Annotated in this window: 22 protein-coding genes, 1 tRNA gene and 1 pseudogene; 18 read left to right on the top strand and 6 right to left on the bottom strand. The window is 68.6% G+C overall.

The window, feature by feature from the left end; genetic code table 11:
- Positions 1-20: 20 nt before the first annotated feature.
- From cobU to ACNKFW_RS06850, 5 genes are all read left to right on the top strand, one after another.
- Positions 21-551 (top strand): bifunctional adenosylcobinamide kinase/adenosylcobinamide-phosphate guanylyltransferase, encoded by a 531-nt coding sequence (gene cobU / locus ACNKFW_RS06870; protein ID WP_147427992.1) that lies wholly within the window; start codon positions 21-23, stop codon positions 549-551.
- Entirely contained in the window at positions 548-1504 is a 957-nt protein-coding gene (cobT, locus tag ACNKFW_RS06865) for a nicotinate-nucleotide--dimethylbenzimidazole phosphoribosyltransferase (RefSeq protein ID WP_074990641.1), read from the top strand. The genes cobU and cobT overlap by 4 nt, the downstream gene beginning before the upstream one ends.
- Positions 1497-2264, top strand: a complete 768-nt coding sequence (gene cobS, locus ACNKFW_RS06860; protein WP_024844518.1) for an adenosylcobinamide-GDP ribazoletransferase — start codon at positions 1497-1499, stop codon at positions 2262-2264. Before cobT ends, cobS begins: the two co-directional genes overlap by 8 nt.
- Positions 2265-2400: 136 nt before the next feature.
- Positions 2401-3024: a TRAP transporter small permease subunit gene (locus ACNKFW_RS06855; RefSeq protein ID WP_024844519.1), complete on the top strand. Its 624-nt coding sequence runs from the start codon at positions 2401-2403 to the stop codon at positions 3022-3024.
- On the top strand, positions 3021-4907 hold the full coding sequence (locus ACNKFW_RS06850) for a TRAP transporter large permease (RefSeq protein WP_147427993.1): 1887 nt from the start codon (positions 3021-3023) through the stop codon (positions 4905-4907). The genes ACNKFW_RS06855 and ACNKFW_RS06850 overlap by 4 nt, the downstream gene beginning before the upstream one ends.
- A 105-nt stretch (positions 4908-5012) precedes the next feature.
- Here ACNKFW_RS06850 and ACNKFW_RS06845 read toward each other — a convergent pair whose 3' ends face one another.
- Positions 5013-6137, bottom strand: a complete 1125-nt coding sequence (locus ACNKFW_RS06845; protein ID WP_024844521.1) for a TRAP transporter substrate-binding protein — start codon at positions 6135-6137, stop codon at positions 5013-5015.
- A gap of 248 nt (positions 6138-6385) precedes the next feature.
- Between ACNKFW_RS06845 and nrdR the strand changes: the two genes are divergently transcribed.
- Positions 6386-6850 carry a transcriptional regulator NrdR gene (nrdR, locus tag ACNKFW_RS06840; protein WP_024844522.1) on the top strand — a complete coding sequence of 155 codons (465 nt, stop codon included), beginning with the start codon at positions 6386-6388 and terminating at the stop codon, positions 6848-6850.
- Positions 6851-6864: 14 nt separating this feature from the next.
- Positions 6865-7857 carry a bifunctional diaminohydroxyphosphoribosylaminopyrimidine deaminase/5-amino-6-(5-phosphoribosylamino)uracil reductase RibD gene (ribD, locus tag ACNKFW_RS06835; RefSeq protein WP_147428309.1) on the top strand — a complete coding sequence of 331 codons (993 nt, stop codon included), beginning with the start codon at positions 6865-6867 and terminating at the stop codon, positions 7855-7857.
- Between the two features lie 15 nt (positions 7858-7872).
- On the opposite strand, the pseudogene ACNKFW_RS06830 reads toward ribD, so the two are convergent.
- The 3 genes and pseudogenes from ACNKFW_RS06830 to ACNKFW_RS06820 all read right to left on the bottom strand — a co-directional run bounded on the left by ACNKFW_RS06830 (position 7873) and on the right by ACNKFW_RS06820 (position 12568).
- Positions 7873-9865: pseudogene (locus ACNKFW_RS06830) on the bottom strand (capsular polysaccharide biosynthesis protein).
- Between the two features lie 4 nt (positions 9866-9869).
- Positions 9870-11000, bottom strand: a complete 1131-nt coding sequence (locus tag ACNKFW_RS06825; protein ID WP_177209328.1) for a polysaccharide biosynthesis/export family protein — start codon at positions 10998-11000, stop codon at positions 9870-9872.
- A gap of 149 nt (positions 11001-11149) precedes the next feature.
- On the bottom strand, positions 11150-12568 hold the full coding sequence (locus ACNKFW_RS06820; protein ID WP_407672830.1) for a capsule biosynthesis protein: 1419 nt from the start codon (positions 12566-12568) through the stop codon (positions 11150-11152).
- Positions 12569-12795: 227 nt separating this feature from the next.
- On the opposite strand from ACNKFW_RS06820, the gene ACNKFW_RS06815 reads away from it, so the two are divergent.
- From ACNKFW_RS06815 to ACNKFW_RS06780, 8 genes are all read left to right on the top strand, one after another.
- Positions 12796-13389 (top strand): riboflavin synthase, encoded by a 594-nt coding sequence (locus tag ACNKFW_RS06815; RefSeq protein ID WP_024844527.1) that lies wholly within the window; start codon positions 12796-12798, stop codon positions 13387-13389.
- Positions 13389-13973: a hypothetical protein gene (locus ACNKFW_RS06810; protein ID WP_147427995.1), complete on the top strand. Its 585-nt coding sequence runs from the start codon at positions 13389-13391 to the stop codon at positions 13971-13973. The genes ACNKFW_RS06815 and ACNKFW_RS06810 overlap by 1 nt, the downstream gene beginning before the upstream one ends.
- Positions 13963-15081 carry a 3,4-dihydroxy-2-butanone-4-phosphate synthase gene (gene ribB / locus ACNKFW_RS06805; protein WP_024844529.1) on the top strand — a complete coding sequence of 373 codons (1119 nt, stop codon included), beginning with the start codon at positions 13963-13965 and terminating at the stop codon, positions 15079-15081. Before ACNKFW_RS06810 ends, ribB begins: the two co-directional genes overlap by 11 nt.
- Positions 15082-15085: 4 nt before the next feature.
- On the top strand, positions 15086-15637 hold the full coding sequence (locus ACNKFW_RS06800; protein ID WP_024844530.1) for a 6,7-dimethyl-8-ribityllumazine synthase: 552 nt from the start codon (positions 15086-15088) through the stop codon (positions 15635-15637).
- Positions 15634-16134, top strand: coding sequence for a transcription antitermination factor NusB (nusB, locus tag ACNKFW_RS06795; protein WP_024844531.1), 501 nt, complete (start codon positions 15634-15636; stop codon positions 16132-16134). Before ACNKFW_RS06800 ends, nusB begins: the two co-directional genes overlap by 4 nt.
- Before the next feature lie 82 nt (positions 16135-16216).
- Entirely contained in the window at positions 16217-16519 is a 303-nt protein-coding gene (locus ACNKFW_RS06790) for a hypothetical protein (RefSeq protein WP_147427996.1), read from the top strand.
- A gap of 423 nt (positions 16520-16942) precedes the next feature.
- On the top strand, positions 16943-17854 hold the full coding sequence (locus ACNKFW_RS06785; RefSeq protein ID WP_024844533.1) for a DUF481 domain-containing protein: 912 nt from the start codon (positions 16943-16945) through the stop codon (positions 17852-17854).
- 328 nt (positions 17855-18182) lie between these two features.
- Positions 18183-18659 (top strand): MmcB family DNA repair protein, encoded by a 477-nt coding sequence (locus ACNKFW_RS06780; RefSeq protein WP_024844534.1) that lies wholly within the window; start codon positions 18183-18185, stop codon positions 18657-18659.
- Here ACNKFW_RS06780 and ACNKFW_RS06775 read toward each other — a convergent pair.
- Positions 18640-18867: a DUF6324 family protein gene (locus tag ACNKFW_RS06775; RefSeq protein WP_024844535.1), complete on the bottom strand. Its 228-nt coding sequence runs from the start codon at positions 18865-18867 to the stop codon at positions 18640-18642. The two genes, ACNKFW_RS06780 and ACNKFW_RS06775, sit on opposite strands and share 20 nt — an antisense overlap.
- Before the next feature lie 115 nt (positions 18868-18982).
- Here ACNKFW_RS06775 and ACNKFW_RS06770 point away from each other — a divergent pair.
- The 3 genes from ACNKFW_RS06770 (at position 18983) to dusA (ending at position 21283) form a co-directional block, all read left to right on the top strand.
- Positions 18983-19059: transfer RNA gene (locus tag ACNKFW_RS06770), tRNA-His, on the top strand.
- Between the two features lie 233 nt (positions 19060-19292).
- Positions 19293-19997: an outer membrane protein gene (locus ACNKFW_RS06765; RefSeq protein ID WP_418024097.1), complete on the top strand. Its 705-nt coding sequence runs from the start codon at positions 19293-19295 to the stop codon at positions 19995-19997.
- Positions 19998-20272: 275 nt separating this feature from the next.
- Positions 20273-21283: a tRNA dihydrouridine(20/20a) synthase DusA gene (gene dusA / locus ACNKFW_RS06760; RefSeq protein WP_074990643.1), complete on the top strand. Its 1011-nt coding sequence runs from the start codon at positions 20273-20275 to the stop codon at positions 21281-21283.
- Here dusA and ACNKFW_RS06755 read toward each other — a convergent pair.
- A complete protein-coding gene (locus ACNKFW_RS06755; protein WP_231486744.1) occupies positions 21267-22133 on the bottom strand; it encodes a phosphotransferase family protein in 867 nt (288 codons plus the stop codon). The genes dusA and ACNKFW_RS06755 overlap by 17 nt on opposite strands.
- Between the last annotated feature and the right edge of the window lie 25 nt (positions 22134-22158).

Genomic DNA, 22158 nt, shown 5'->3' with positions numbered 1-22158 from the left:
CCTTGTGAAACAACGGCGTCATGAGCAAGCACCCGCGCATCACTCTGGTCACCGGCGGCGCCCGCTCGGGCAAGTCCGCCCTGGCCGAAAGCCTTGCCGCCGCGCATGAGGGCACGCGCATCTACATCGCCACGGCCGAGGCCTGGGACGACGAGATGACGCAGCGCATCGGCCTGCATCGCGACCGGCGCGGCAGCGGCTGGCAGACGGTCGAGGAGCCGCGCGACCTGGCCGGCGCGCTGGCGCGAACGGACGGGCAGGGGGTGCGGCTGGTCGATTGCCTGACGCTGTGGCTGTCCAATCTCATGGCCGAGGGCCAGCCCGACCCGCATATCCGCGCCCTGTGCCGGGCGCTGGACGCCCAGCAGGACCCGGTGGTGCTGGTGACGAACGAGCTGGGGCTGGGCATCGTGCCCGAAAACGCGCTTGCCCGCCGCTTCCGCGACGAGCATGGCTGGATGAACCAGGCCGTGGTCGCGATCGCCGACGAGGTCTGGATGGCCGTCAGCGGCCTGCCGCTGCGCCTTAAACCGCAAAGAGGGACATCGTGAAAGAGTTCGACCAAACCGCCGCCCAAGCTGCCCGCGACCGCCAGGACCAGCTGACCAAGCCCCCCGGCTCTCTGGGCCGGCTCGAGGAGTTGGCGGTGTTCATGGCCGGCTGGCAGGGGCGCGAGCGGCCAAAGATCGAGCGCGCGCAGGCGTTGGTCTTTGCCGGCAATCACGGCGTCACCCGGCAGGGCGTGAACCCGTTCCCGGTCGAAGTCACCGCCCAGATGGTCGAGAATTTCCGTCAGGGCGGCGCGGCGATCAACCAGCTGTGCCGGCTGGCCGGCGCCGGGTTGCAGGTGATCGCGCTGGACCTGGACCGGCCGACCGGGGATTTCACCGAAGGCATGGCGATGGAGGTCGACGAGTTGGTCGCCGCCATCCAGACCGGCAAGAACGCCGTCGACCCCGAGGCCGACGTGATCCTGCTGGGCGAGATGGGGATCGGCAATTCCACAGTCGCGGCGGCGCTGGCGGCGGCGACCTTCGGCGGCAGCGCCGAGGATTGGGTCGGGCGCGGCACCGGCGCTGATGACGAGGTTCTGGCCAACAAGCTGCGTGCCGTCGAGGCCGGGCTCAGGCGCCACAAGGGCGCGGCGACGGCGGCCTCGATCCTGGGCAGCTATGGCGGGCGCGAGCAGGCGGCGATTTGCGGCGCGGTGATCCGCGCGCGCGAGTTGGGGATCCCGGTGATCCTGGACGGCTTCATCTGCTCGGCGGCGGCGGGCGTGCTTCTGGTCAACGACCGCAATGCGCTGGACCATTGCCTGATCGGCCATGAAAGCGCCGAACCGGGCCATCGCCGGCTGATCGCGGTGATGCAGAAAAAGCCGGTGGTGACGCTGGACATGCGCCTGGGCGAGGGCACGGGCGCGGCGGTGGCGTTGATGATCCTGCGCGCGGCGCTGGAATGCCACAACGGCATGGCCACTTTTGCCGAGGCCGGGATTGGCTAGGCTGCTGGCCGAGGCGGCGCTGGCACTGGTCTGGCTGACCCGGCTGCCGGTGGGGCGGCTTCTGCCCGCCTCGCCGCCGACGCTGGCGCGGGCCGCCTGGGCCTTTCCGCTGGTGGGGCTGGCGGTCGGGCTGGTCGGTGCCGCCGTGCTGGGGCTGGCGTCCTTCGCCGGGCTGCCGGGGATGGTCGCGGCGCTGCTGGCGGTCGGCGCCATGATCCTGGCCACCGGCGGGCTGCACGAGGACGGGCTGGCCGATTGCGCCGATGGCAGCGGCGGTGCGACCCGCGAGCGGCGGCTGGAGATCATGCGCGATTCCCGCATCGGCAGCTATGGCGTGCTGGCGCTGGTCCTGGTCACGGGGCTGCGGGTGGCGGCGATTGCGGCGCTGCTGGGCGATCCCTGGCTGGCGGCGACGGCCCTGGCCGGGCTGGCGGCGGCCTCGCGCGCGGGAATGGCGCTTGGGCTGGGGCTGATGCCGCCCGCGCGGCGCGACGGGCTGGGCCATGCGGCCGGGCGGCCGACGCGCGGCGCGATGCTCGCCGCCCTGGTGCTGGGGGCCGCCGCGTTGCTGCCGCCGGCGCTTTGCCTGCCGCATCCGGCGGCGGGCTGGCTGGTGCCAGCCGCGGCGGTGGCGGCGGCGCAGTTCTGGCTGGCGCGCCGGGCCATGCGGGCGCTTGGCGGGCAGACCGGAGACGTGCTGGGGGCCATGCAGCAGGCGGGCGAGGCGGCCGGGCTGGTGGCCATGACCGCCCTGGCCTAAGCGCCGTTACGTCGCGTCGCCTTTTTCTTGACGGGTTTTCGCACTTCACTCATACCAAACGGCTACATGAAAGGTCGGGATTATCCGCCGCCCGCCACGGCAAGAGGCGGCCATAGTTTTGGGGGAGGTTTTTCATATGGGTGCCCTGCTGGGGCTTTCTCGCGGCATCGACCGCGTCAATTCGGCCATCGGCCGCAGCGCAAGCTGGCTGATCCTGGTCGCCGTGCTGGTCAGCGCCGGGAATGCAGTCATCCGCAAGGTGCTGAACACCTCGTCCAATGCCTGGCTGGAGTTGCAATGGTATCTCTATGGCGCCGCCTTCCTGGGCGCCGCGGCCTATACGCTGAAGGAGAACGAGCATATCCGCATCGACATCATCTACGGCCTCTGGCGGCGGCGCCGGCAGCACTGGATTGACCTGATCGGGCATGTGTTCTTCCTGATGCCCTTCGTCACGCTGATGATCTGGTATCTCTACCCCTGGGCGATGCGCTCCTATTACCGGGGCGAGGTCTCGACCAATGCCGGGGGGCTGGTGCTGTGGCCGGCCAAGATGCTGTTGCTGGCCGGCTTCATCATGCTGTTCTTCCAGGGCATTTCCGAGATCATCAAGAAGATCGCCGTCATGCGCGGCCTGATCGAGGATCCCACCCCCTTCGTCTCGGCCCATGAGGCCGCCGCCATGGAGGGCGACATCATGGTGCGCGAGATGCAGGCGGCGATCGAGGACGAGAAACCGGGCGAGGAGACTCGCAAATGATGGTCTTCATCGCGCAGAACATGGCGCCGATCATGTTTGCCTCGCTGGTGATCTTCCTGCTCTTCGGCTATCCGGTGGCCTTCGCGCTGGCGGCGAACGGGCTGTTGTTCTTCGTCATCGGCGTCGAACTGGCGCCGCTGTCGGGCGGCAACATCAACCTCAGCTGGCCCTTGCTGAACGCCATGCCCGAGCGGTTATGGGGGGTGATGTCGAACGAGACATTGCTGGCCATCCCCTTCTTCACCTTCATGGGCATCGTGCTGGAGAAATCCGGCATGGCCGAGGATCTGCTGGACACGGTGGGCCAGCTTTTCGGCCCGATCCGCGGCGGCCTGGCCTATGCGGTGATCATCGTCGGCGCGCTCCTGGCGGCGACGACCGGCGTGGTCGCGGCCTCGGTCATCGCCATGGGGCTGATCTCGCTGCCGATCATGCTGCGCTATGGCTATGACCGGCGCATCGCCTCGGGCACCATCGCCGCTTCGGGGACGCTGGCGCAGATCATCCCGCCCTCGCTGGTGCTGATCGTGCTGGCCGACCAGCTCGGCCGGTCGGTGGGCGACATGTACAAGGGCGCGCTGATCCCCGGCCTGGTGCTGACCGGGATCTACCTGTCCTACATCTTCGTGATGTCGCTGATCCGCCCGAGCAGCCTGCCGGCCCTGCCGAAAGAGGCGCGGACGCTGGGCTCGGGCGTGACCTCGCTTTTCGTGGCGCTGGCACTGACCGTCGGCGGGGCCTGGCTGGCCTTCCGCTGGCTCTACCCGACGCATGGGCGCGATGCCGACATCCTGGCGCCGGCGCTGGCAGTGATCGTGATCTATGTGCTGGCGCTGCTGGACCGGGCGCTGAGGATCAACCTGATGTCGCGGCTGGCGCAGCAGGTCATCATCGTGCTGATCCCGCCGCTGGCGCTGATCTTCCTGGTGCTGGGCACGATCTTCCTGGGCATCGCCACGCCGACCGAGGGCGGGGCCATGGGCGCGGTCGGCGCGCTGCTGCTGGCAGGGGTCAAGAACCGGCTCAGCTATGACGTGATCCGCCAGGCGCTGCTGGCGACCACGCGGCTGTCGGCCTTTGTCATGTTCATCCTGATCGGGGCGCGGGTGTTCTCGCTGACCTTCTACGGCGTGAACGGGCATATCTGGGTCGAACATCTGCTGACCTCGCTGCCCGGCGGCGAATACGGCTTCCTGATCGCGGTGTCGGTGCTGGTCTTTTTGCTGGCCTTCTTCCTCGACTTCTTCGAGCTCGCGTTCATCATCGTGCCGCTGCTGGCCCCGGCGGCGCAGGCGATGGGCATCGACCTGATCTGGTTCGGCGTACTGCTGGGGGTGAACATGCAGACCAGCTTCATGCACCCGCCCTTCGGCTTCTCGCTGTTCTTCCTGCGCTCGGTGGCGCCGAAATCGCCCTATCGCGACAAGGTCACCGGGCAGATGATGCAGCCGGTGACCACCGGGCAGATCTATTGGGGCGCGGTGCCCTATGTCTGCATCCAGCTGGTCATGGTCGCCGTCGTCATGGCCTTCCCCGGGCTGGTCATGCATTACAAGGGCGCGGTGGTCGACACTTCGAATGTCCGCATCGAGATCCCCTCGGGCGGCGGCGGGCTTGGGGGCCTGGGCGGGCTTGGCGGTCTGGGCGATCCCTTCGGCCAGCCGGCCGCGCCCGGAGGCCCTGCGCCGGGCGGCATTCCCGCCCCGGGCGGGCTAGACAGTCCGCCGGATTTCGGCACGCCCGCAACCCCGGCTCCGGCTACGCCCGCCCCGGCGGATGGCGCCACGGCGCCAGCCCCCGCCGCGCCCGACCTGGGTGGGCTGGGCGGCCTTTCCGGTCCGCCGCCGGGTCTGACGGCCCCGCAGCAACCGGCAGGAAACTGACAGGGGAAAGGCGGCCTTGGGGCCGCCTTTTTCCTTTGTCGCTGCCTGAAACGAAAAGGGCCGCCGCGATTTCTCGCGGCGGCCCGATTGCAACCCGGCACCGGTTCAGAGCGTGCCGTTGCGCTGCTGGATCATCATGAAGGTGTCATAGGTATATTCGGACGTCTGGTTGTAGAGATACCAGTCGCCCCGCGCCACCTTGATCGAATCCCAGATCTTCTTGAAGGGCGCGTTCGAGGCCTCCAGCTCGGCATAGACCTCGTTCGCGGCCTTGTAGCAGGCATCCAGGATCTCGGCGCTGAACGGGCGCAGCTGCGCACCCGAGGCCACCAGTTCCTTCAGCGCCGTGGGGTTCAGGTGGTCGTATTTCTGCAGCATGTCGGCATCGACCGCCCGGCAGGCGGTATGCAGCAGCGACTTGTAGTTCTCGGGCAGCGATTCGTATTTCTCCTTGGCAAAGAAGAAATGCACCGTCGGGCCGCCTTCCCACCAGCCGGGGTAATAGTAATAGGGCGCCACCTTGAAGAAGCCCAGCTTCAGGTCGTCATAGGGGCCGACCCATTCCGAGGCGTCGATGGTGCCCTTTTCCAGCGCCGGATAGATGTCGCCGCCGGCGATCTGCTGCGGCACGGCGCCCAGGCGCTCCAGCACCCGGCCGGCAAAGCCGCCGACGCGGATCTTCAGGCCCTGAAGATCGCTCACGGCGTTGATTTCCTTGCGGAACCAGCCGCCCATCTGCACGCCGGTATTGCCGCCCGGCAGGCCGAAAATATTATGGTTGGCCAGGAACTCGTTGTAAAGATCGATGCCGCCGCCGTGATACTGCCAGGCGTTCATGGCGCGGGCCGACAGGGCGAAGGGCACGGCCGAACCCAGCGCAAAGGTCGGATCCTTGCCCCAGCTGTAATAGCCGACGGTGTGGCAGGCCTCGACCGTGCCGTCGGTGACGGCGTCCTGGGCCTGCAGGCCGGGCACGATCTCGCCGCCGGCAAAGACCTGGAGCTGGAACTTGCCGCCCGTGGCCTCGGACAGGTATCTCGACAGCACCTCGGCCCCGCCATAGATCGTGTCCAGCGACTTGGGGAAGGCCGAGGTCAGGCGCCATTTCACCTCGGGCATCTCCTGCGCGATGGCGGGCGCGGCAAGCGCAGCCCCGGCCGCTGCAGTCGCGCCGCCAACCGTGGCGCGGGTCAGAAAGGCGCGCCGGCCGAACTGGTTGGTTGTCTTCATGGGTTCCTCCGCGTTGATCGGCCCTCTCCTGGCGGCCGATATCGCGGCGAATGTTGCATGCGACCGAACAGCCTGTCGAGACGCCAGTGCCGGGTTTTTGCCGCTTCTGCACCGCGCTTGCGCAATTGCCGCAGCGTCAGGCCGGCGGGTGCGTGGCATCGCCGATCTTGTGGGACGTTCAACGCACTACCCAAGCGGTTTGGGCTTGCCTATACTGGCAGGGGTCCGGGGCTTTGGGGGAACAAGGGATGCGCTGTCCTTTCTGTGGAAATGTCGATACGCAGGTCAAGGATTCGCGTCCGGCCGAAGACAATGTGGCGATCCGCCGGCGCCGCTTCTGCCCGGCCTGCGGCGGCCGCTTCACCACCTATGAGCGGGTGCAGCTGCGCGATCTGGTCGTGGTCAAGTCCAACGGCAGGCGCGAGGATTTCGACCGCGCCAAGCTGGAACGCTCGATCCGCATCGCCATGCAGAAGCGCCCGATCGAACCCGAGCGCATCGACCAGATGATCTCGGGCATCGTGCGCCGGCTGGAAAGCATGGGCGACACCGACATCCCCTCGAAGGTCATCGGCGAGATCGTGATGGAGACGCTGGCCCGGATCGACACGGTTTCCTATGTGCGCTTTGCCAGCGTCTACAAGAACTTCCAGGCGGCGGACGATTTCGACAAGTTCGTCTCGGAACTGCGCCCGCAAACGGCCGAGGAGTGATCGACCGGCGCCACATGCGGCACGCGCTGGCCTTGGCCCGGCGCGGCCTGGGCAATGTCTGGCCCAACCCGGCCGTGGGCTGCGTGCTGGTGCGGGGCGGCGTGGTGGTCGGGCGCGGCTGGACCCAGCCCGGCGGGCGTCCGCATGCCGAGGCAATGGCGCTGGCCCAGGCCGGCGAGGCGGCGCAAGGCGCCACTGCCTATGTCACGCTGGAGCCCTGTGCCCATCACGGCAAGACCCCGCCCTGCGCCGAGGCGCTGCTGCGTTCGGGTGTCGCCCGCGTCGTCACCGCGCTGACCGATCCCGACCCGCGCGTGGCCGGCCGCGGCCATGCCATCCTGCGCGCCGCCGGGATCGAGGTGAGCGAAGGGGTCTGCGAGGCCGAGGCGCGCGCGGTGCAGCAGGGCTTCCTGAGCCGCATCCAGCGCGGCCGGCCGATGCTGACGCTGAAGCTCGCCGCCAGTTTCGACGGCCGCATCGCCACCGCAGCGGGCGAAAGCCAATGGATCACCGGGGCAGAGGCCCGCCGCCATGTCCACGCCCTGCGCCTGGCCCATGACGCGGTGATGGTCGGCGGCGAGACGGCGCGCGCCGATCGGCCGGGGCTGAACGTGCGCGGCTTCGGCCCGGTGCGGCAGCCGGTGCGGATCGTGCTCTCGTCGCGCCCCTTGCCCGATCTGCCGGCCGAGGGGCTGCGGCATGGCCCGCTCTGGCAACTCGCCGGCCGGCCCGAGGATGTCATGGCCGAACTCGGCGCCCGCGGCCTGACCCGCGTGCTGTGCGAAGGCGGCGGGGTGCTGGCGGCCGCCTTGCTGCGCGCGGGGCTGGTGGACCAGCTGATCGGCTACAGCGCCGGGCTGGTGCTGGGCGGCGACGGCCGCGCCGGCATCGGCGTGCTGGGGCTGGAGCGCCTGGCCGACGCGCCGCGCTTCCGGCTGGCCGAGACGCGCCGGATCGGGCTCGATGTCATGCATCGCTGGCTGCGCGATGAAGCGGTGGGCTGTTGATCAATTGATCACGGCCTAGCGCCGCCAGATCCAGGCATGGCCGGCCAGCACGCCCTGCGCCTTGGCAAGCAGCCGCAGCGTCGGGCCGCCTGCACCGAATGCCGGGTCGCGCAGCCGGTCCAGCGCCACCTCGGGCGGGCAGGGCAGGCGGCTGACCGGGTCGTAATAGCGCGGATAGGCGATCAGCGCGGCATGGGCCAGCCTGGCCAGATCGGCCCGCACCTGCCGGCGCGCCGGCACCGGCCCCAGGTCGCGGGTCAGCCCCCAGCCGGCATAGAAGGGCGCGCCCAAGGTGGTGACGGGCAGGCCGCGCAGAAGCGCCTCGAACCCCAGGGTCGAGGTCATGGTCCAGACCTCGTCGACCTGGCCCATCAGCGCGTCGGCGGCGCTGTTGCGGGCGACGACATCGGCCAGCCGGCGCAATTCGGCCTCGGGGACCAGGCCGGGACGCAGCCCGGCCTCGACATCGGGATGCGGCTTGTAGACCAGCACCGCGTTGGGATTCTCGGCCCGGGTGCGTTCCAGCAGGGCCAGGTTGCTGCGCTCGCGCCCCGCGCCCAGGCGGATCGAGGCATCGTCCTCGACCTGGCCCGGCACCAGGATGCGGCGGCCGGGCGGCAGGTCGGGCGGCTCGCCGGACAGGTTGTATTTGGTGATCCCGGCCTCGACCAGCAGCCGGGCCAGGTGCAGCGCCCGCTCGCCCCCGCCAGGGGGGCAGGGGCTCGGCCATCAGCCGCTCGAACCGGCTTTCGCGGCCGGGGTCGTAATAGATGCCCAGGTCGTCGGCGACCAGCGACAGCGGCGGGACCAGCGCCGCCCCCAGCCCGCGCGAGCGCAGGAAGCCGTCCTCGATGCGCAGCGCGCCGGGCACCTGGTCAGCCCGCCCCGCCCAGGCCATCGTCACCCCCGGCCCCGGTTTGGCGGCAAAGCGCACCCCACGGCCGCTGCCAAAGAACCGTGCCATGAAGGGCCGTTTCCACAGCCGGATGCCATGGGCCAGGTGTCCGGCATGGTCCTGGCGCCAGGCGCGGGCCTCGGCCTCGATCTGCGCCAGCGCGCCCTCGAAATCCGTCAGCCGGTCCCGGCAGGGATCATACCAGACCGGGGCAAGCAGGTGGCTGGCGGCAAAAAGCTGCTCGATGCTGGCGGGGCGGCGGCGCGGAATCGGGTGCTGGTCATCCGTCAGGCCCCAGCCGGCATAGAAGGGGCGGCCGAAGATGCGCGGCCGGTGGCCGGCCAGCATCGCCTCGTAGCCCAGCTGCGAGGAATAGGCATAGACCCGCGCCGCGCCCCGAAGCAGCGCCCAGGGCGAGACGGCGCTGTCGCAAAGGATCTCGCCGGGGCGCAGGTCGGCGGGGCTGAAATGGCCGGGACGCAGGCCGCGCGCGGTCTCGGGGTGGCTGCGAACCACCAGCGGCAGGCCGGGATTCTCGTCGCGCGCGGCCTCCAGCATGGCCCGGAAATCCGCCTGGCCGGCCCCGCGCAGCGAGGCGTCGCCGCGGGTCTGGTCGATGACCAGCGCGTAGCCGCCGGCGGGCGGTGCGACCTGGGGCAGATGCGCGTTGTATTTCGACAGGTCGGCGGCGATGAGCCGCGCGATTCCCTGTCGCGCGCGGTCCAGTTGCGCCTGTGTGGCGGGCGCATGCACCAGGGTTTCGATCAGCGAAGGGGTATCGGGGTCGAAATGCAGTCCCGAGGGGTCGATCAGCAACCCGATGGGCCCGCGCCCCGCCACCGGGCCGCGCGCCCGCCCCGGCAGGACCGAGCGCAGGAAGGCATCCTCGATCCGCACCAGCCGGGCGCCGCGGCGGGCGGCCAGGGCCTTGCCGCGCCAGGCAGTCGGGCTGTCGCCCCAGATGCCGACATGATCGCCGGGGCCGGGCAGGCCGATGCGCAGCGACCAGCCGGCCAGCTGCAGGATGCGGCGCAGGCGCGGCCGGGTTAGGAAACCGCCGTTGCATATGAAAAGCCGCCGGGAATCCCCGGCGGCATGGTCATTCTGCTCCACGCCCTTACTCGAAGGCGCTGTCCACCGCGCTGACCTCGGTGGCGGTGCCCAGGATCGACTGCAGCGTCTTGCGCCATTGCACGAAGGGCGCCTCGGTCACATAGACGGTGTCGCCGTCGCGGATGACGAAATCGCGTGCCAGGAACATGCCGTCGGGCTTGGTCAGGTCCAGCACATAGGCGACGCGCTGGCTGCCCTGGATGTCGCCGCGGCCCAGCACGGCGCGGGCCACCGCCGGCGGCTCATCGCGCAGCACGAAGACGCCCTTTGGATCGGCCAGCGAGGTGCTGAGCCCGCCGACCATCGCCACCGCCTCGATGGCGTTGATCTGTTCATTGCCCAGCGGCACCTTGGTCTGGCCGCCAAGCGCGCCGAGCGCGGTGAAGCTGCGCTCGTCCTCCTCGACCAGGATCACGTCGCCGGGGCGCAGCGCGATGTCGTTGCGAGCGTTGGAATACAGGTCGCGCAGCCAGACCTTGCCGCTAGAATTGCCGCGCTTGACCGTGACCACGGCGATCTCGGGCTCGATCGAGACCCCGCCCGAGCGCGACAGCATGGCCGAAAGCGTGCGGGTCGGGCGCTCGATCGGATAGACGCCCTGCGCCGTGACCTTGCCCATGACCGAGACGGTGGCGCCGTCGCCGGCGACGCGCGTGACCATGACCTGCGGATCGGGGGTCTGGGTTTCCAGCTTCTGGGTGATGATGCGGCGCAGCTGCTCGGGGCTGTTGCCGGCGGCCAGCACCCGGCCGGCATAGGGCACGAAGATATAGCCCTCGCTGTCCACCTGCAATTCGGTCAGCTGGGTCGAGCTTGTCCCCATCGAGGCCAGCAGCCCGTCATCGACGTTTTCCCAGATCGACAGCCCCAGCACGTCGCCGGGCCGGATGTCGTCGGCGGCGACCGTGCCGGCATTGCGGAAATCGGCCGAGAAGCCATAGGCGGGGGTATAGTTCGCCGCCCGGTTCACCCGGTCGTCGACATGCACGATATGCGTGCTGCCGCCCTTTTCCACCGCGCCGGACATGATCTGGCCCTTTGTCGGGCCCGAGCGCGGCAGGCCGCAAGCCGAGACGAGAAGCATCCCCCCCAGGATAGCCGCCCGTGCCAGGCGCGAGCCAAGGTTGCGGCGCATGCGGACCGGCGCCGCGCCGGACCGAAGAGGCGAAAAAATGGCTTGCGTCAAACTGTTGCTCCTGTCCTCTCGTGCGATTCCCGGATCGCAGGTCGTATTTTGCCGCACGTTAACCCAGCAACCGGGGGTTTTCCATATTTTTACCCGGCTCAATCGTCCTTGCCGTCCATCTGTTGCCGATATTTGCCGCGCCCGGCGAAAAGCGCCTGATAGGGATCCTCGGGCGCCAGGATCATGTCCACCACGATGCGCAGCGCGTGGGCGCGGGACCGCGCGGCGTAAAAGCCGCCCGGAACCTGGCTGCTTTCCAACAGGAAGTCGCGATAGCGGCGATAGGCCAGCGCATGGGGTGGGCGCGGATCGTACAGGAATTCGTCGAGGCTCTGGTCCGAAACCAGGCCGGGCTTGTCAAAGACCGCATTGCCCATGGCCTTGACCGGCAACCCGCGCCACAGCGCCTGCTGCGCGGCGGTGGAGTTCACCGTCACCGCCGCATGGGCCTGGTTCAGAAGCCGCGCCAGTTTGCCGCCGCGCACGAAATGGACCCGGTCCTCGATCCCCAGGTCGCGGGCCCTGGTCAGGATGGCGTGGCGGATGCCGCCGCGCCCGTCCTCCAGTGGATGCGCCTTGAAGACGATGCGGTGATGGCGCGGCGCCGAACGGGCGAAGGCGGTCAGCACCTCGTCGGTGAATTCGGACATGCGGCGATAGGGGGAATGGGCGACGAAGTTGGAATCATGTTCCAGCTGCATCAGCACCAGCACATAGGGAAAGCCGCCGCGCCGCACCGCGCCCGCCTCGCGCATGCGGGCCAGGGCATGAAAGGGCGTCAGCAGGAAGCGGCGCAGGTTCAGCCGGAACTCCTGGAACACGCCGATCTGGCGGTGGGTGCGGTAGCCGGGATAGCGGCGGTTCGCCACCAGCACCAGGAAATGATAGAGCGCGCCATAGAACTTGTGCTGGCGCATGTCGCCCCAGCGCGCCGGCGGTCGGTGCATCTCGGCCACGCGGTTGCGCAGCGCGTTGCGCATCTCGCGCAGGGGGATGCGCATCAGCGCGGAATGCCCGTTCGAGCCGCCGCGCTCATAGGTGATCCAGAAAGGGCGCAGATAGCCTTCCTCGAAGACATGCAGCACCAGGTCGTGGCGCCGCGCCGCCTCGCGCGCGGCGCCATGGACCGGGCGGACGTCGCCGTAAAGCACGATGTCGGTCACGCCTTTTTCGGTGATGATGCGGTCCAGGTGGTCGGGCCAGTCCTCGGGCCCGCTGCCGTGGCGGATGAACCGGGGCGCGTCGGACCAGAAGAATTCGTCGCCGGCGTTGAAGCCGACGCGCCAGACCTGGGCGCCGGCATCGCGCAACAGCCGGCCGACGCGGTCGAAGAACGGGCCGTGCGGCCCCTGCAACATCAGGAAGACGCGCTTGCCGGCGGGCAAGGCGGCGGTCGCCGCCACCGGGACCAGCTTGCGCTGCTGCTGCGGCGGCGGATCGGGCGGGGCAAGCGGGCGCGGGGAAGCCGCGGGCGCCGGGGCGGCGCGCAGATCGCGGAAATGGCGAGGGGCGGTCATGGAATTCAGCATATGAGCCTGGTGTTGTTTTTTTCAGGAATTCGGGCTTTTCGCTGCAGGCGGGGCCCAGCCACCGAGGTCATATGCCCCCTGATTGCACCAAAATCCCGCCGCTGTCACGGCCTTTCCTGATTTTGCTTAACCGACGTGGCGCCGCGGCTGCGGCTTTGCTTGAAGATCATGCGCCAAGGCTCTAGTTCTCTGGCAGCCACAGGAAGGGAGCGTTCATGTTTACCGGCATCATCACCGATATCGGCGAGGTTTCCCGCGTCGAGATGCGCGGCGACATGCGGGCGCGGATTTCCTGCCATTACGAGATGGCGGGGGTCGATCTGGGCGCCTCGATCGCCTGCGACGGCATCTGCCTGACCGTGGTCGAGAAGGGGGCGGACTGGTTCGACGTGGACATCTCGGCCGAGACCATCTCGAAGACCAATATCGGTGCGAACGGCTGGGCGCCCGGCAAGCGGCTGAACCTGGAACGCGCGCTGCGCGTCGGCGACGAGCTGGGCGGTCATATCGTCTCGGGCCATGTCGACGGCGTCGCGCTGATCGAGGAGATGCGCGACGAGGGCGACAGCACCCGTATCACCCTGCGCGCGCCCAGGGCGCTGGCGCGCTTCATCGCGCCCAAGGGCTCGGTGGCGCTGAACGGCACCTCGCTGACGGTGAACGAGGTCGAGGGCGAGCGTTTCGGCGTGAACGTCATCCCCCACACCCAGGCCGTGACCACCTGGGGCGCGGCGCGGCCGGGCGACGCGGTGAACCTGGAAATCGACACGCTGGCGCGCTATGTCGCGCGGCTGGCCGAGGCGGGGTGATGGCCGGGATCGGCCATAACCGCGGCCCGGCGCTGTCCCCCGAGGCGGGGCGCGGCTTTCGTGCCCATGCCTGGTCCGTGGCGCGGCGCGAGTTGCTGGGCGCGCGGTTGCCGGTCGAGGTGGTGCGCCTGCGCCTGCAGCTGCGCCGGGCCAAGGCGCTGGGCCTGGACTACAAGACCTATGCCGGGGTGCGGGCGACGACCGGGCGCGACCTGGTGGCCTTTCTCTATTCGACGAATGCGCTGGGGGTGTTCCGCGACGGGCAGCCCGTCGGCGCGGCCGAGCGCCGGCGCATCGCTGAAAGCGCGGCCGTGCCGCATCTGGGCTGCGCGCCGGGGCTTGCGCCGGATGCGATCGCGGTGCAGATCGGGGCGGTCTCGGCCGAACGGCTGCCGCCCTTCGGCGACAGCTGGTCGGCGGTCCGGGACAGGATGAAAAGCTGGCTGCGGGCGCAGGGCCTGCCCGGCGATGCGGTGCTGATGATCGGCGAGACCGAACATGAGCGGGAAATGATGGTGGCGGGCGGTCTGGCGGGTTTCGTCACCGGTCGGAAGTTCTTTGCAGGAGCGGCGGATGCAATATGAAAAGCCGGGACCGGTCGAGCGCGACTGGTCCGACGCGATCTCTCCCATCGAGGAGATCATCAACGAGGCCCGCAACGGCCGCATGTTCATCCTGGTCGATCACGAGGACCGCGAGAACGAGGGCGACCTGGTCATCCCCGCGCAGATGGCCACGCCCGAGGCGATCAATTTCATGGCCACGCATGGCCGCGGGCTGATCTGCCTGTCGCTGCCCGGCGCGCGCATCGACGCGCTCGGCCTGCAGCTGATGAGCCCCAAGAACTCCAGCCGGCACGAAACCGCCTTCACCATGTCCATCGAGGCGCGCGAGGGCGTGACCACCGGCATCTCGGCCCATGACCGCGCCCATACCGTCGCGGTGGCCATCGACCCCAGCAAGGGCGCGGCCGACATCGCCACGCCCGGCCACGTGTTTCCGCTACGCGCCCGCGAGGGCGGCGTGCTGGTGCGCGCCGGCCATACCGAGGCGGCCGTCGACGTGGCGCGGCTGGCGGGGCTGAATCCCTCGGGCGTGATCTGCGAGATCATGAACGAGGACGGCACCATGGCGCGGTTGCCGGACCTGGTGGCATTCGCGCAAAAGCACGGGCTGAAGATCGGCACCATCAGCGACCTGATCGCCTATCGCCGCCGCCACGACAACCTGATCGCCGAGCGTGGCCAGCGCGCCGTGCATTCGATCCATGGCGGCGACTGGATGATGCGCATCTTCGCCGACGAGACCTCGGGGGCCGAGCATATCGTGCTGACCAAGGGCGACCTGACCGCGCCCGGCCCGGTGCCGGTGCGCATGCATGTGCTGGACCCGCTGCACGACGTCCTGGGGATCGGGCGCGAGAATGCCGGCACCCTGGACGCCGCCATGCGCATCATCGCCGAAGAGGGCCGGGGCGTGGTGGTGCTGTTCCGCGACCTCGAGCCGCGCCTGCCGCGCCAGGACGAGGTCTCCTCGCATGTGCTGCGCCAATACGGGCTGGGGGCGCAGATCCTCTCGGCGCTGGGGCTGTCGGAGCTGGTGGTGCTGACCAATTCGGCGCCGGTGAAGGTGGTCGGGCTTGACGCCTACGGGCTTTCGATCCATTCCACCCGTTCGATTCCCAAAGAGTGACGCCATGGCCGCCAGCATCGAACATGACCAATTGCCGCTGCCCCGGATCGAGGGCGGCGCGCGCCTGCTGATCGTGGTCGCGCCCTATTACCGCCAGATCGCCGACGGGCTGATCGCCGGCGCGCGCGCCGTGGCCGAATCCGCCGGCGCCACCGTCGATCTGGTCGAGGTGCCCGGCGCGCTGGAAATTCCCACGGCCATCGCCCTGGCGGGCGGGCGCAATCTCTATGACGGCTATGTCGCGCTTGGCTGCGTGATCCGGGGCGAGACGACGCATTACGACACCGTATGCAACGACAGCTCGCGCGGGCTGATGCTGCTGGGCCTGCAGGGCCATTGCATCGGCAACGGCATCCTGACGGTCGAGAACACCGCCCAGGCCGAGGTCCGCGCCGATCCGCAGGGCCAGAACAAGGGCGGCGGCGCGGCGGCGGCGGCGTTGCATCTGATCGCGCTCAAGCGCGGCTGGGCCGGGCAATCGCCGCGCGGCGATGCCTCGGTGCCGCGCGACGTGATCCGGCTGGCCGGCGAGATCGACGGGCCGGGCAACGCATGAGCGGGCCGGGCGACAAGACGCGCCGCGACGGCGACCGGCAGGCGCGGCAGGCCCGCGCCGCGGCCGCGCGGCTTTATGCGGTGCAGGCGCTGTTCCAGATGGAGGCGGGCGGCCAGTCCGCCGACCGGGTGCAGCGCGAGTTCCTGAACTGGCGCATCGGCCGCGAGGACGAGGACGACGACATCGTCTCGGCCGAGGCGGATCAGGCGCTGTTCACCCGAATCGTCGACGATGCCGTCACCTGGCAGTCCAGGATCGACCAGATGACCGACCGCGCACTGGTGGCAAAATGGCCCATCGACCGCATCGACCCGGTGCTGCGCTCGGTCTTTCGTGCCGCGGGCGCCGAACTGGTGACGCCCAAGACCCCGCCCAAGGTGGTCATCGCCGAATATGTCCGCCTGGCGCAGGCCTTCTTCGCCGAGGGGCGCGAGTCGAAATTCGTCAATGCCGTGCTGGACCATATGGCGCGCGAAGCCCGGCCCGAGGCATTCTGACGCGGGGCGCGCGGGATTTTCTTCTCGGGCTCTGCCGCGATCCGCGCTAGAATGGCCAGGCTTGTCTGTTCCGGGAAAGAAGATGCCGCAACTCGTCCGGCTTTACATCGTCAGCATCGCCATCGGCTTCGCGCTGGCGCTGGTGTTCACCGCGCTGCTTCTGGCGCTGGATGTCGGCACGCTGCGGCACCTGGTGACGGCCACGCGCGGCGGCTGGATGGCGGTGCTGATGCTGGTCGTCTTTCACACCATCCTGTTTTCGGGGGTGCAGTTCGGCATCCGGATCATGCTGATGGCCCGCAAGGAAGGCCGCGGCGGCGGCCTGCGGCAGCGGATTCGGCGGCGTCCGGCGCCGGCCTCGGTCCCCGCCGCAGGCCCGCGCTGATCGCCGCGGCGGCTCGGAAGCGGCGCTGCATTTTTGCCTTGCCACTGTGGACCTTTCGCAACAATTCCATCTCGGAAAGGCGCCTATCGGGCGCCTTTTTTTTGTGCAATCCGAGCCGGCTGCCGCAACGTGGAAGATTGTCATATTTCGTGAGCCATGTGGTGTCCTGTTACCCGGCTGAGACCGGGGCAAAAATTGCCGTGCAACCTGCGGGCGAAAAGGTTTCATCACGATTTCGCATGATCCGTTTTCCGCCGATGGGCAGGTTCCCGCCGAATTTCACGTTTTTGCGAGGTTCGGCGCAGTTTTCCGGACCTCTTTATCGTCGGGCATGACGGTTCTACCTCTGAGCCAGCAGAGATGCTCGTGGTTCCGCAAGGGCGGCGCCACGGACACGAAACGGTTCGGAAAAGGACTGATACAATGAAGACGCTTGCTTACCTCGCCGGTGCCACGGCCCTGGCCGCCGCATTTTCGGCCCCCGCCTTCGCGCAATCCGAAATCGCCACGGGCGCCGACGCCGCCGGGATCACGGAAGTCAACGAACAGATGCGCGATGTCGAGGATGCGGTGCGCGACGATTTCGAGCGCTCGTCCGACGCCTATCGCTTCGGCAATCCCGAGCGCCGCGAAGGCACCTTCGGCTCGGTCGCGCTGACCTATGCCGGCCGCACCGGCAACAACGAGAACCAGGACTTCAGCCTGGCCGGCCGCCTGTCGCACAACCAGGGCGCGTTCTCGCAATCGGTCGGCATCCTGCTGGAATATGGCGAGGATGACGACGGCGATACCGATACCGAAAAGACCTATGTCATCTATGACGGTCTCTACAACATCAACGACCGCTTCTATGCCTTTGCCCTGGGTCGCGTGGCGACCGACGGGCTGGCCGGCGATTTCGACGGGCTGACCGCCGAAGAGATCGCAGACCAGGAGGGCCGGCTGAAGCGCGACGCCTTCCTCGGCGTGGGTCCGGGCTATCGGATCATCAACAGCGACACCACCGCCTGGCGCGTGCAGGCCGGTGTCGGCGTGCGCTACACCAAGAAGGTCGACCTGGATGAACCCGCCGACGATCCCTTCGTTTCCGACACCGAAGTCGGCTACATCCTGTCGTCGCGGTTCTATCACCGCATCAACGAGAATTTCTTCCTGACCAACGACACCGACTATCTGACCTCGGACAGCAACGACACGGCTACCAACGAGCTGGGGCTGAACTTCAAGATGTCGGATGCCCTGGCGACCCGCGTGTCCTACAAGACCGAATATGTCTCGGACCGCGCGATCCGCACCGACAACACGCTGGGCGTGTCGCTGGTCTACGGTTTCTGACCAGGCAGAAGAAGATCCCTCCTCTCTCCGGGGCGGCCTTCGGGTCGCCCTTTTTTTATTGGCGACGCAGGGAAAGGCGGTGGCGGGAACCGCAGCGACCGTGGCGGCGCAGGTTTCCCCGAAAGCCTGGATATCCAGGTGGGCGCCGGATAACGGGACCAGGGCCCCGACAGAGCCAGCCCCCTCGGTGAAGTTATAGGCCAGTGAGAAAGATGGCCGCACACGAGAAGAGCAGAAACCCGCCAGCCCCATAGATAGGACGGCGGCCGACACGCCGCAAGGCCGGGGTGGGCTTGCGCAATGTTTCCCTTTCGTTCATGGTGGGTGCATGACCAGCCTTGCCGATCCGACCGCCGATGTCCTGCCCGCCCTGCCGGGTCAGCGGCTGGCGCGCGGGGTGACGCGGATGCTGGCCGGGCTGGGCCATGCCGCGCTGCCGGAATTCGTGCCCGCGGGCGGGCTGCGGGTCGATGTGATCTCGGTCACGCCCAAGGGCGAGATCTGGGTCGTCGAATGCAAGAGCTGCCGGGCCGATTTCATCTCGGACCGCAAATGGCAGGGCTACCTGGAGTTCTGCGATCGCTTCTTTTGGGCGGTGGATGCCGATTTCCCCGAAGACCTGCTGCCCGAGGGTTCGGGCCTGATCCGCGCCGACAGCTGGGGGGCCGAGCTGGTTCGCATGGCCCCCGAATCGCGGCTGGCCGGGGCGCGGCGCAGCCGGCTTTTGCGCGATATCGCCCGCGTCTCGACCGCGCGGCTGCTGGCGCTGACCGATCCGATGGGAATCAGCGGCGCGGCTTCCTGACGTCCTTGCCGGGTTTCGAGGGGCCGCCGATGCTGCGCGCGGCCTCGGCGGCGGCCAGCAGCTCCTCGGCGATTTCCTCGGCCTCGTCGGGGTCGAAGTCCAGCGGCAGGTCGACATTCTCGGCCTCGACATAGATCCTGACCATGCCGCGGTCGGTGGGGCCGATCTGAAGATTGGCGGCGATGTCGCTTTGGCTGTTGATGCTCATGCTGTCTCTCCTGGCGCCCGGCCTCGTGGATCCGGGGATTTTCCTTAACCCGCATGCGAATTTCCGGCAAGACGGGCTTGCGCAGCCCGGTGGCTGGCGCTAGATACCCGCCTGTGCCGCCTTAGCTCAGTTGGTTAGAGCACCAGATTGTGGATCTGGGGGTCCCCCGTTCGAGCCGGGGAGGCGGTACCATCGCAACCAGGCACCAAGCAGAAGAAGCCGGACGGATCGCAAACCCTGCCGGGGACGACCCGCCCGAATGCAGTACGGCTTGCGCCCGCGTGATTCCCGCTCCAGGAGGGCAGGGCCCCGTTCGGTTGCTTGGGGCAGGCGGCCTGCGGTGCCGCCGCAAGGATGGCCTGTTCCCGGCATTCGTTTTATGGGCGCGGAAACGTCGGGCGCGGTTTGAAAACCCCGGCGCAGGCATGGCATGCAAATGCGCGTGTCATAAAAATATCACATCGCGCCTCTCCGCTTCCTTGCCGCTTTTCCGGGCACGGCTTTGCCAGTATGCGTCGCCGGCGAGCATTCGCATGACTTACGGAGATATGAAGTTTAAAACTGCATTCTATGCCGCCTTGGCCAGCCTTATTGCGGGCGCCTCCTTTGCCGGGGGATATGTCGCTCCTGTCGTTGAGCAGCCGGTTGCCGTCGCTCAAACCCGTGCCGATGTCGATTGGACCGGGTTCTATGCCGGTCTTCAATACGGGCAGGGCAGCCTCGACGCCTCGGTCCCCGGCGTTACGGTCGATGCGGGCGATTTCGACGCGCTTGGCCTGCATGCTGGTTATCTGCACGATTTCGGCCAGTTCGTCCTGGGCGGCGAACTGGACTACAACAATGTCGAGCATGACGATTTCGACGGCAGCGCGGACCTGTGGCGCCTGCGCGCCCGTGCCGGCTACGACATGGGCAAGTTCCAGCCCTATGTGACCCTGGGTGCCGCGCGTCTTTCGGACGAGGATGCCAAGGAAACCGGCCTGACCTATGGCATTGGCGCCGATTTCCTTTTGACCGACAGTTTCTCGGCCGGCCTGGAGTACAGCCATGCCGATTTCTCGGATATCGACGGCACCAACATCGACCTTGATGCGGATATGGTCCAGATCCGGGCGTCGTATCGGTTCTGACAAAACCCGGCCGGCCGTTTATGACCGGCCAAGAGTTGTCGCGACAATCAAAGCCGCCCGGATGGGCGGCTTTTCAATATGCAGGAAGCCTTCTTGATGATTTCGGCGGCCGCATCCCCAAGGTGGCGCAGCCGGTGCCGGTGCGGTATAGACGGCGATGCCGTCCCAGGAACGGCGCTCGGGTGATGGTTCCCTGGGATTTGCCATGGGCCCTGCGTTCCTGGCAGGCGCAGGCGGGAACGAGACGGGATCAAGCGGCGCAGCAAGTGCTAAAAATGGCTGAAACGGAAGATTTCATCAACAGAAACAACAGCGCAAGGCTTTCCGTCGCGCCGATGATGGACTGGACTGACAGCCTGTGCCGGCGCATCCACCGGCTGCTGTCGCGCCGCGCGCTGCTTTATACCGAGATGGTGACCGCCCCGGCGCTGGTTTACGGCGACCGGGCGAAACTGCTGGATTTCGACGCGGCCGAGCATCCGGTGGCGCTGCAACTGGGCGGCTCGGACCCGGCGCAGCTGGCCGAGGCGGCGCGGATCGGCGCCGATTGGGGCTATGACGAGATCAACCTGAACGTCGGCTGCCCCAGCGACCGGGTGCAGTCGGGCTGTTTCGGCGCCGTGCTGATGACCCGGCCGGACCTGGTCGCCGAATGCGTCGCGGCGATGGTTGCAGCGAGCCCGGTCGAGGTCACGGTGAAATGCCGTATCGGCGTGGACGATCAGCTGCCCGAGGCGGTGCTGCCCGATTTCATCGCCCGCATGCGTGACGTGGGCGTGCGCCGCATGACCATCCATGCCCGCAAGGCCTGGCTCCAGGGCCTGTCCCCGCGCGAGAATCGCGAGATCCCGCCGCTGGACTATCCGCTGGTGCATCGCATGAAACAGGCGTTTCCCGACCTGCACCTGTCGATCAATGGCGGCATCGCCTCGCTCGACGCGGTGCGCGATCACCTGCGGGCGATGGATGGGGTGATGGTCGGGCGCGCGGCCTATCACCAGCCATGGGACATGCTGGGCGAGGCTGACCGGCTCTGGGGCGAGAAGCCGCGCTTTGCCGATCCGCTGGAGGCGGCGCGGGCGCTGCGCGAGCTGGTCGACGCGCATCTGGCCTCGGGCGGGCGGCTGCATCAGGCGACGCGGCACATGCTGGGCCTGTTCCATGGCCGGCCCGGCGCGCGCGGCTGGCGGCGGCAATTGTCCGAAGGCGCATCGCGGGCCCGCGACCGGGCCGAGGCGCTGGCGGTCTATGACGCGGCGCTGGCCGAGGTCATGGCGCCGGCGTGACCTCGGCCTTGGCCCAGGCCCGCATTGCCCGGACCAGGGCCCGGCGCCGCAACCGCTGCCGGGCGCTGTCGAGGTAATAGGCCAGCATCACCTCCCCGATCAGGAAGCGCAGGATCGGCGCCTGGTCCGGTGCCAGCAGGCCGGGCACGCCGGTCAGGGCCTGCCAGTCGGGCAGGGCGATGCCGTCCCGCACCAGTGCCGGCGGCTGCTCGCGCCGGCTTTCCAGCCAGGCCAGCAGCCGCGCCATGTCGCGGGCCAGCGCCATCTCGGTCGCGCCTTGCATGTCGATGGCGGTCAGCCGCAGCGCACCGGGCCGGGGCTCGTCCACGAATAGGTTGTCGGGCGTCAGGTCGCCATGGCAAAGCCCGCGTTCGACCGCGGCGCCGCGCAGCCGGGCGGCCTCGGCCCGCATCCGCTGCATATGGCCTGCCACCAGGTCGCGGTCGATCCAGTCGCCCGAAGCGGCGGCGATCCGGGCCTCCAGCCCATTGAGCCAGAAGCGCGGCCCGAACGTGCCGCGGTTGCGCGTCGCGCTGGCCAGGCGGCGCAGCCATGACCCCATGCGGGCGATCAGCGCGGCGCGCTCTGCCGGGCCGGCCTCGGCCAGCAGATGCGCGACGGGCCGGCCCGGTGCCGGGGCGGTGATCAGGATGCCTTGTTCGGGCAGCGCCAGCAGGGGCGGGGCGACGGCGTCGAGATCCTGGCCCAGCACCTCGGCCGCCTGGCGCAGCCGCGCCTGCGCCCGTGCCACGCCGGCGGGCGGATCGGCGCCGCGGAACTGCCTGAGCCAAGCCGGCCGGCCGTCCAGCCGGATCTGCACCACCAGCCGGTCGGGCCGGTTGCGGACCACGCGCAGCGGCTCGATCCCGGCCAGC

It is taken from the genome of Paracoccus sp. TD-10 (genome assembly GCF_048270675.1).
GTDB lineage: Bacteria > Pseudomonadota > Alphaproteobacteria > Rhodobacterales > Rhodobacteraceae > Paracoccus > Paracoccus pantotrophus.
The sequence above is the reverse complement of the archived record's forward strand: the minus strand, read 5'-3'. Positions and strand labels throughout refer to the sequence as shown.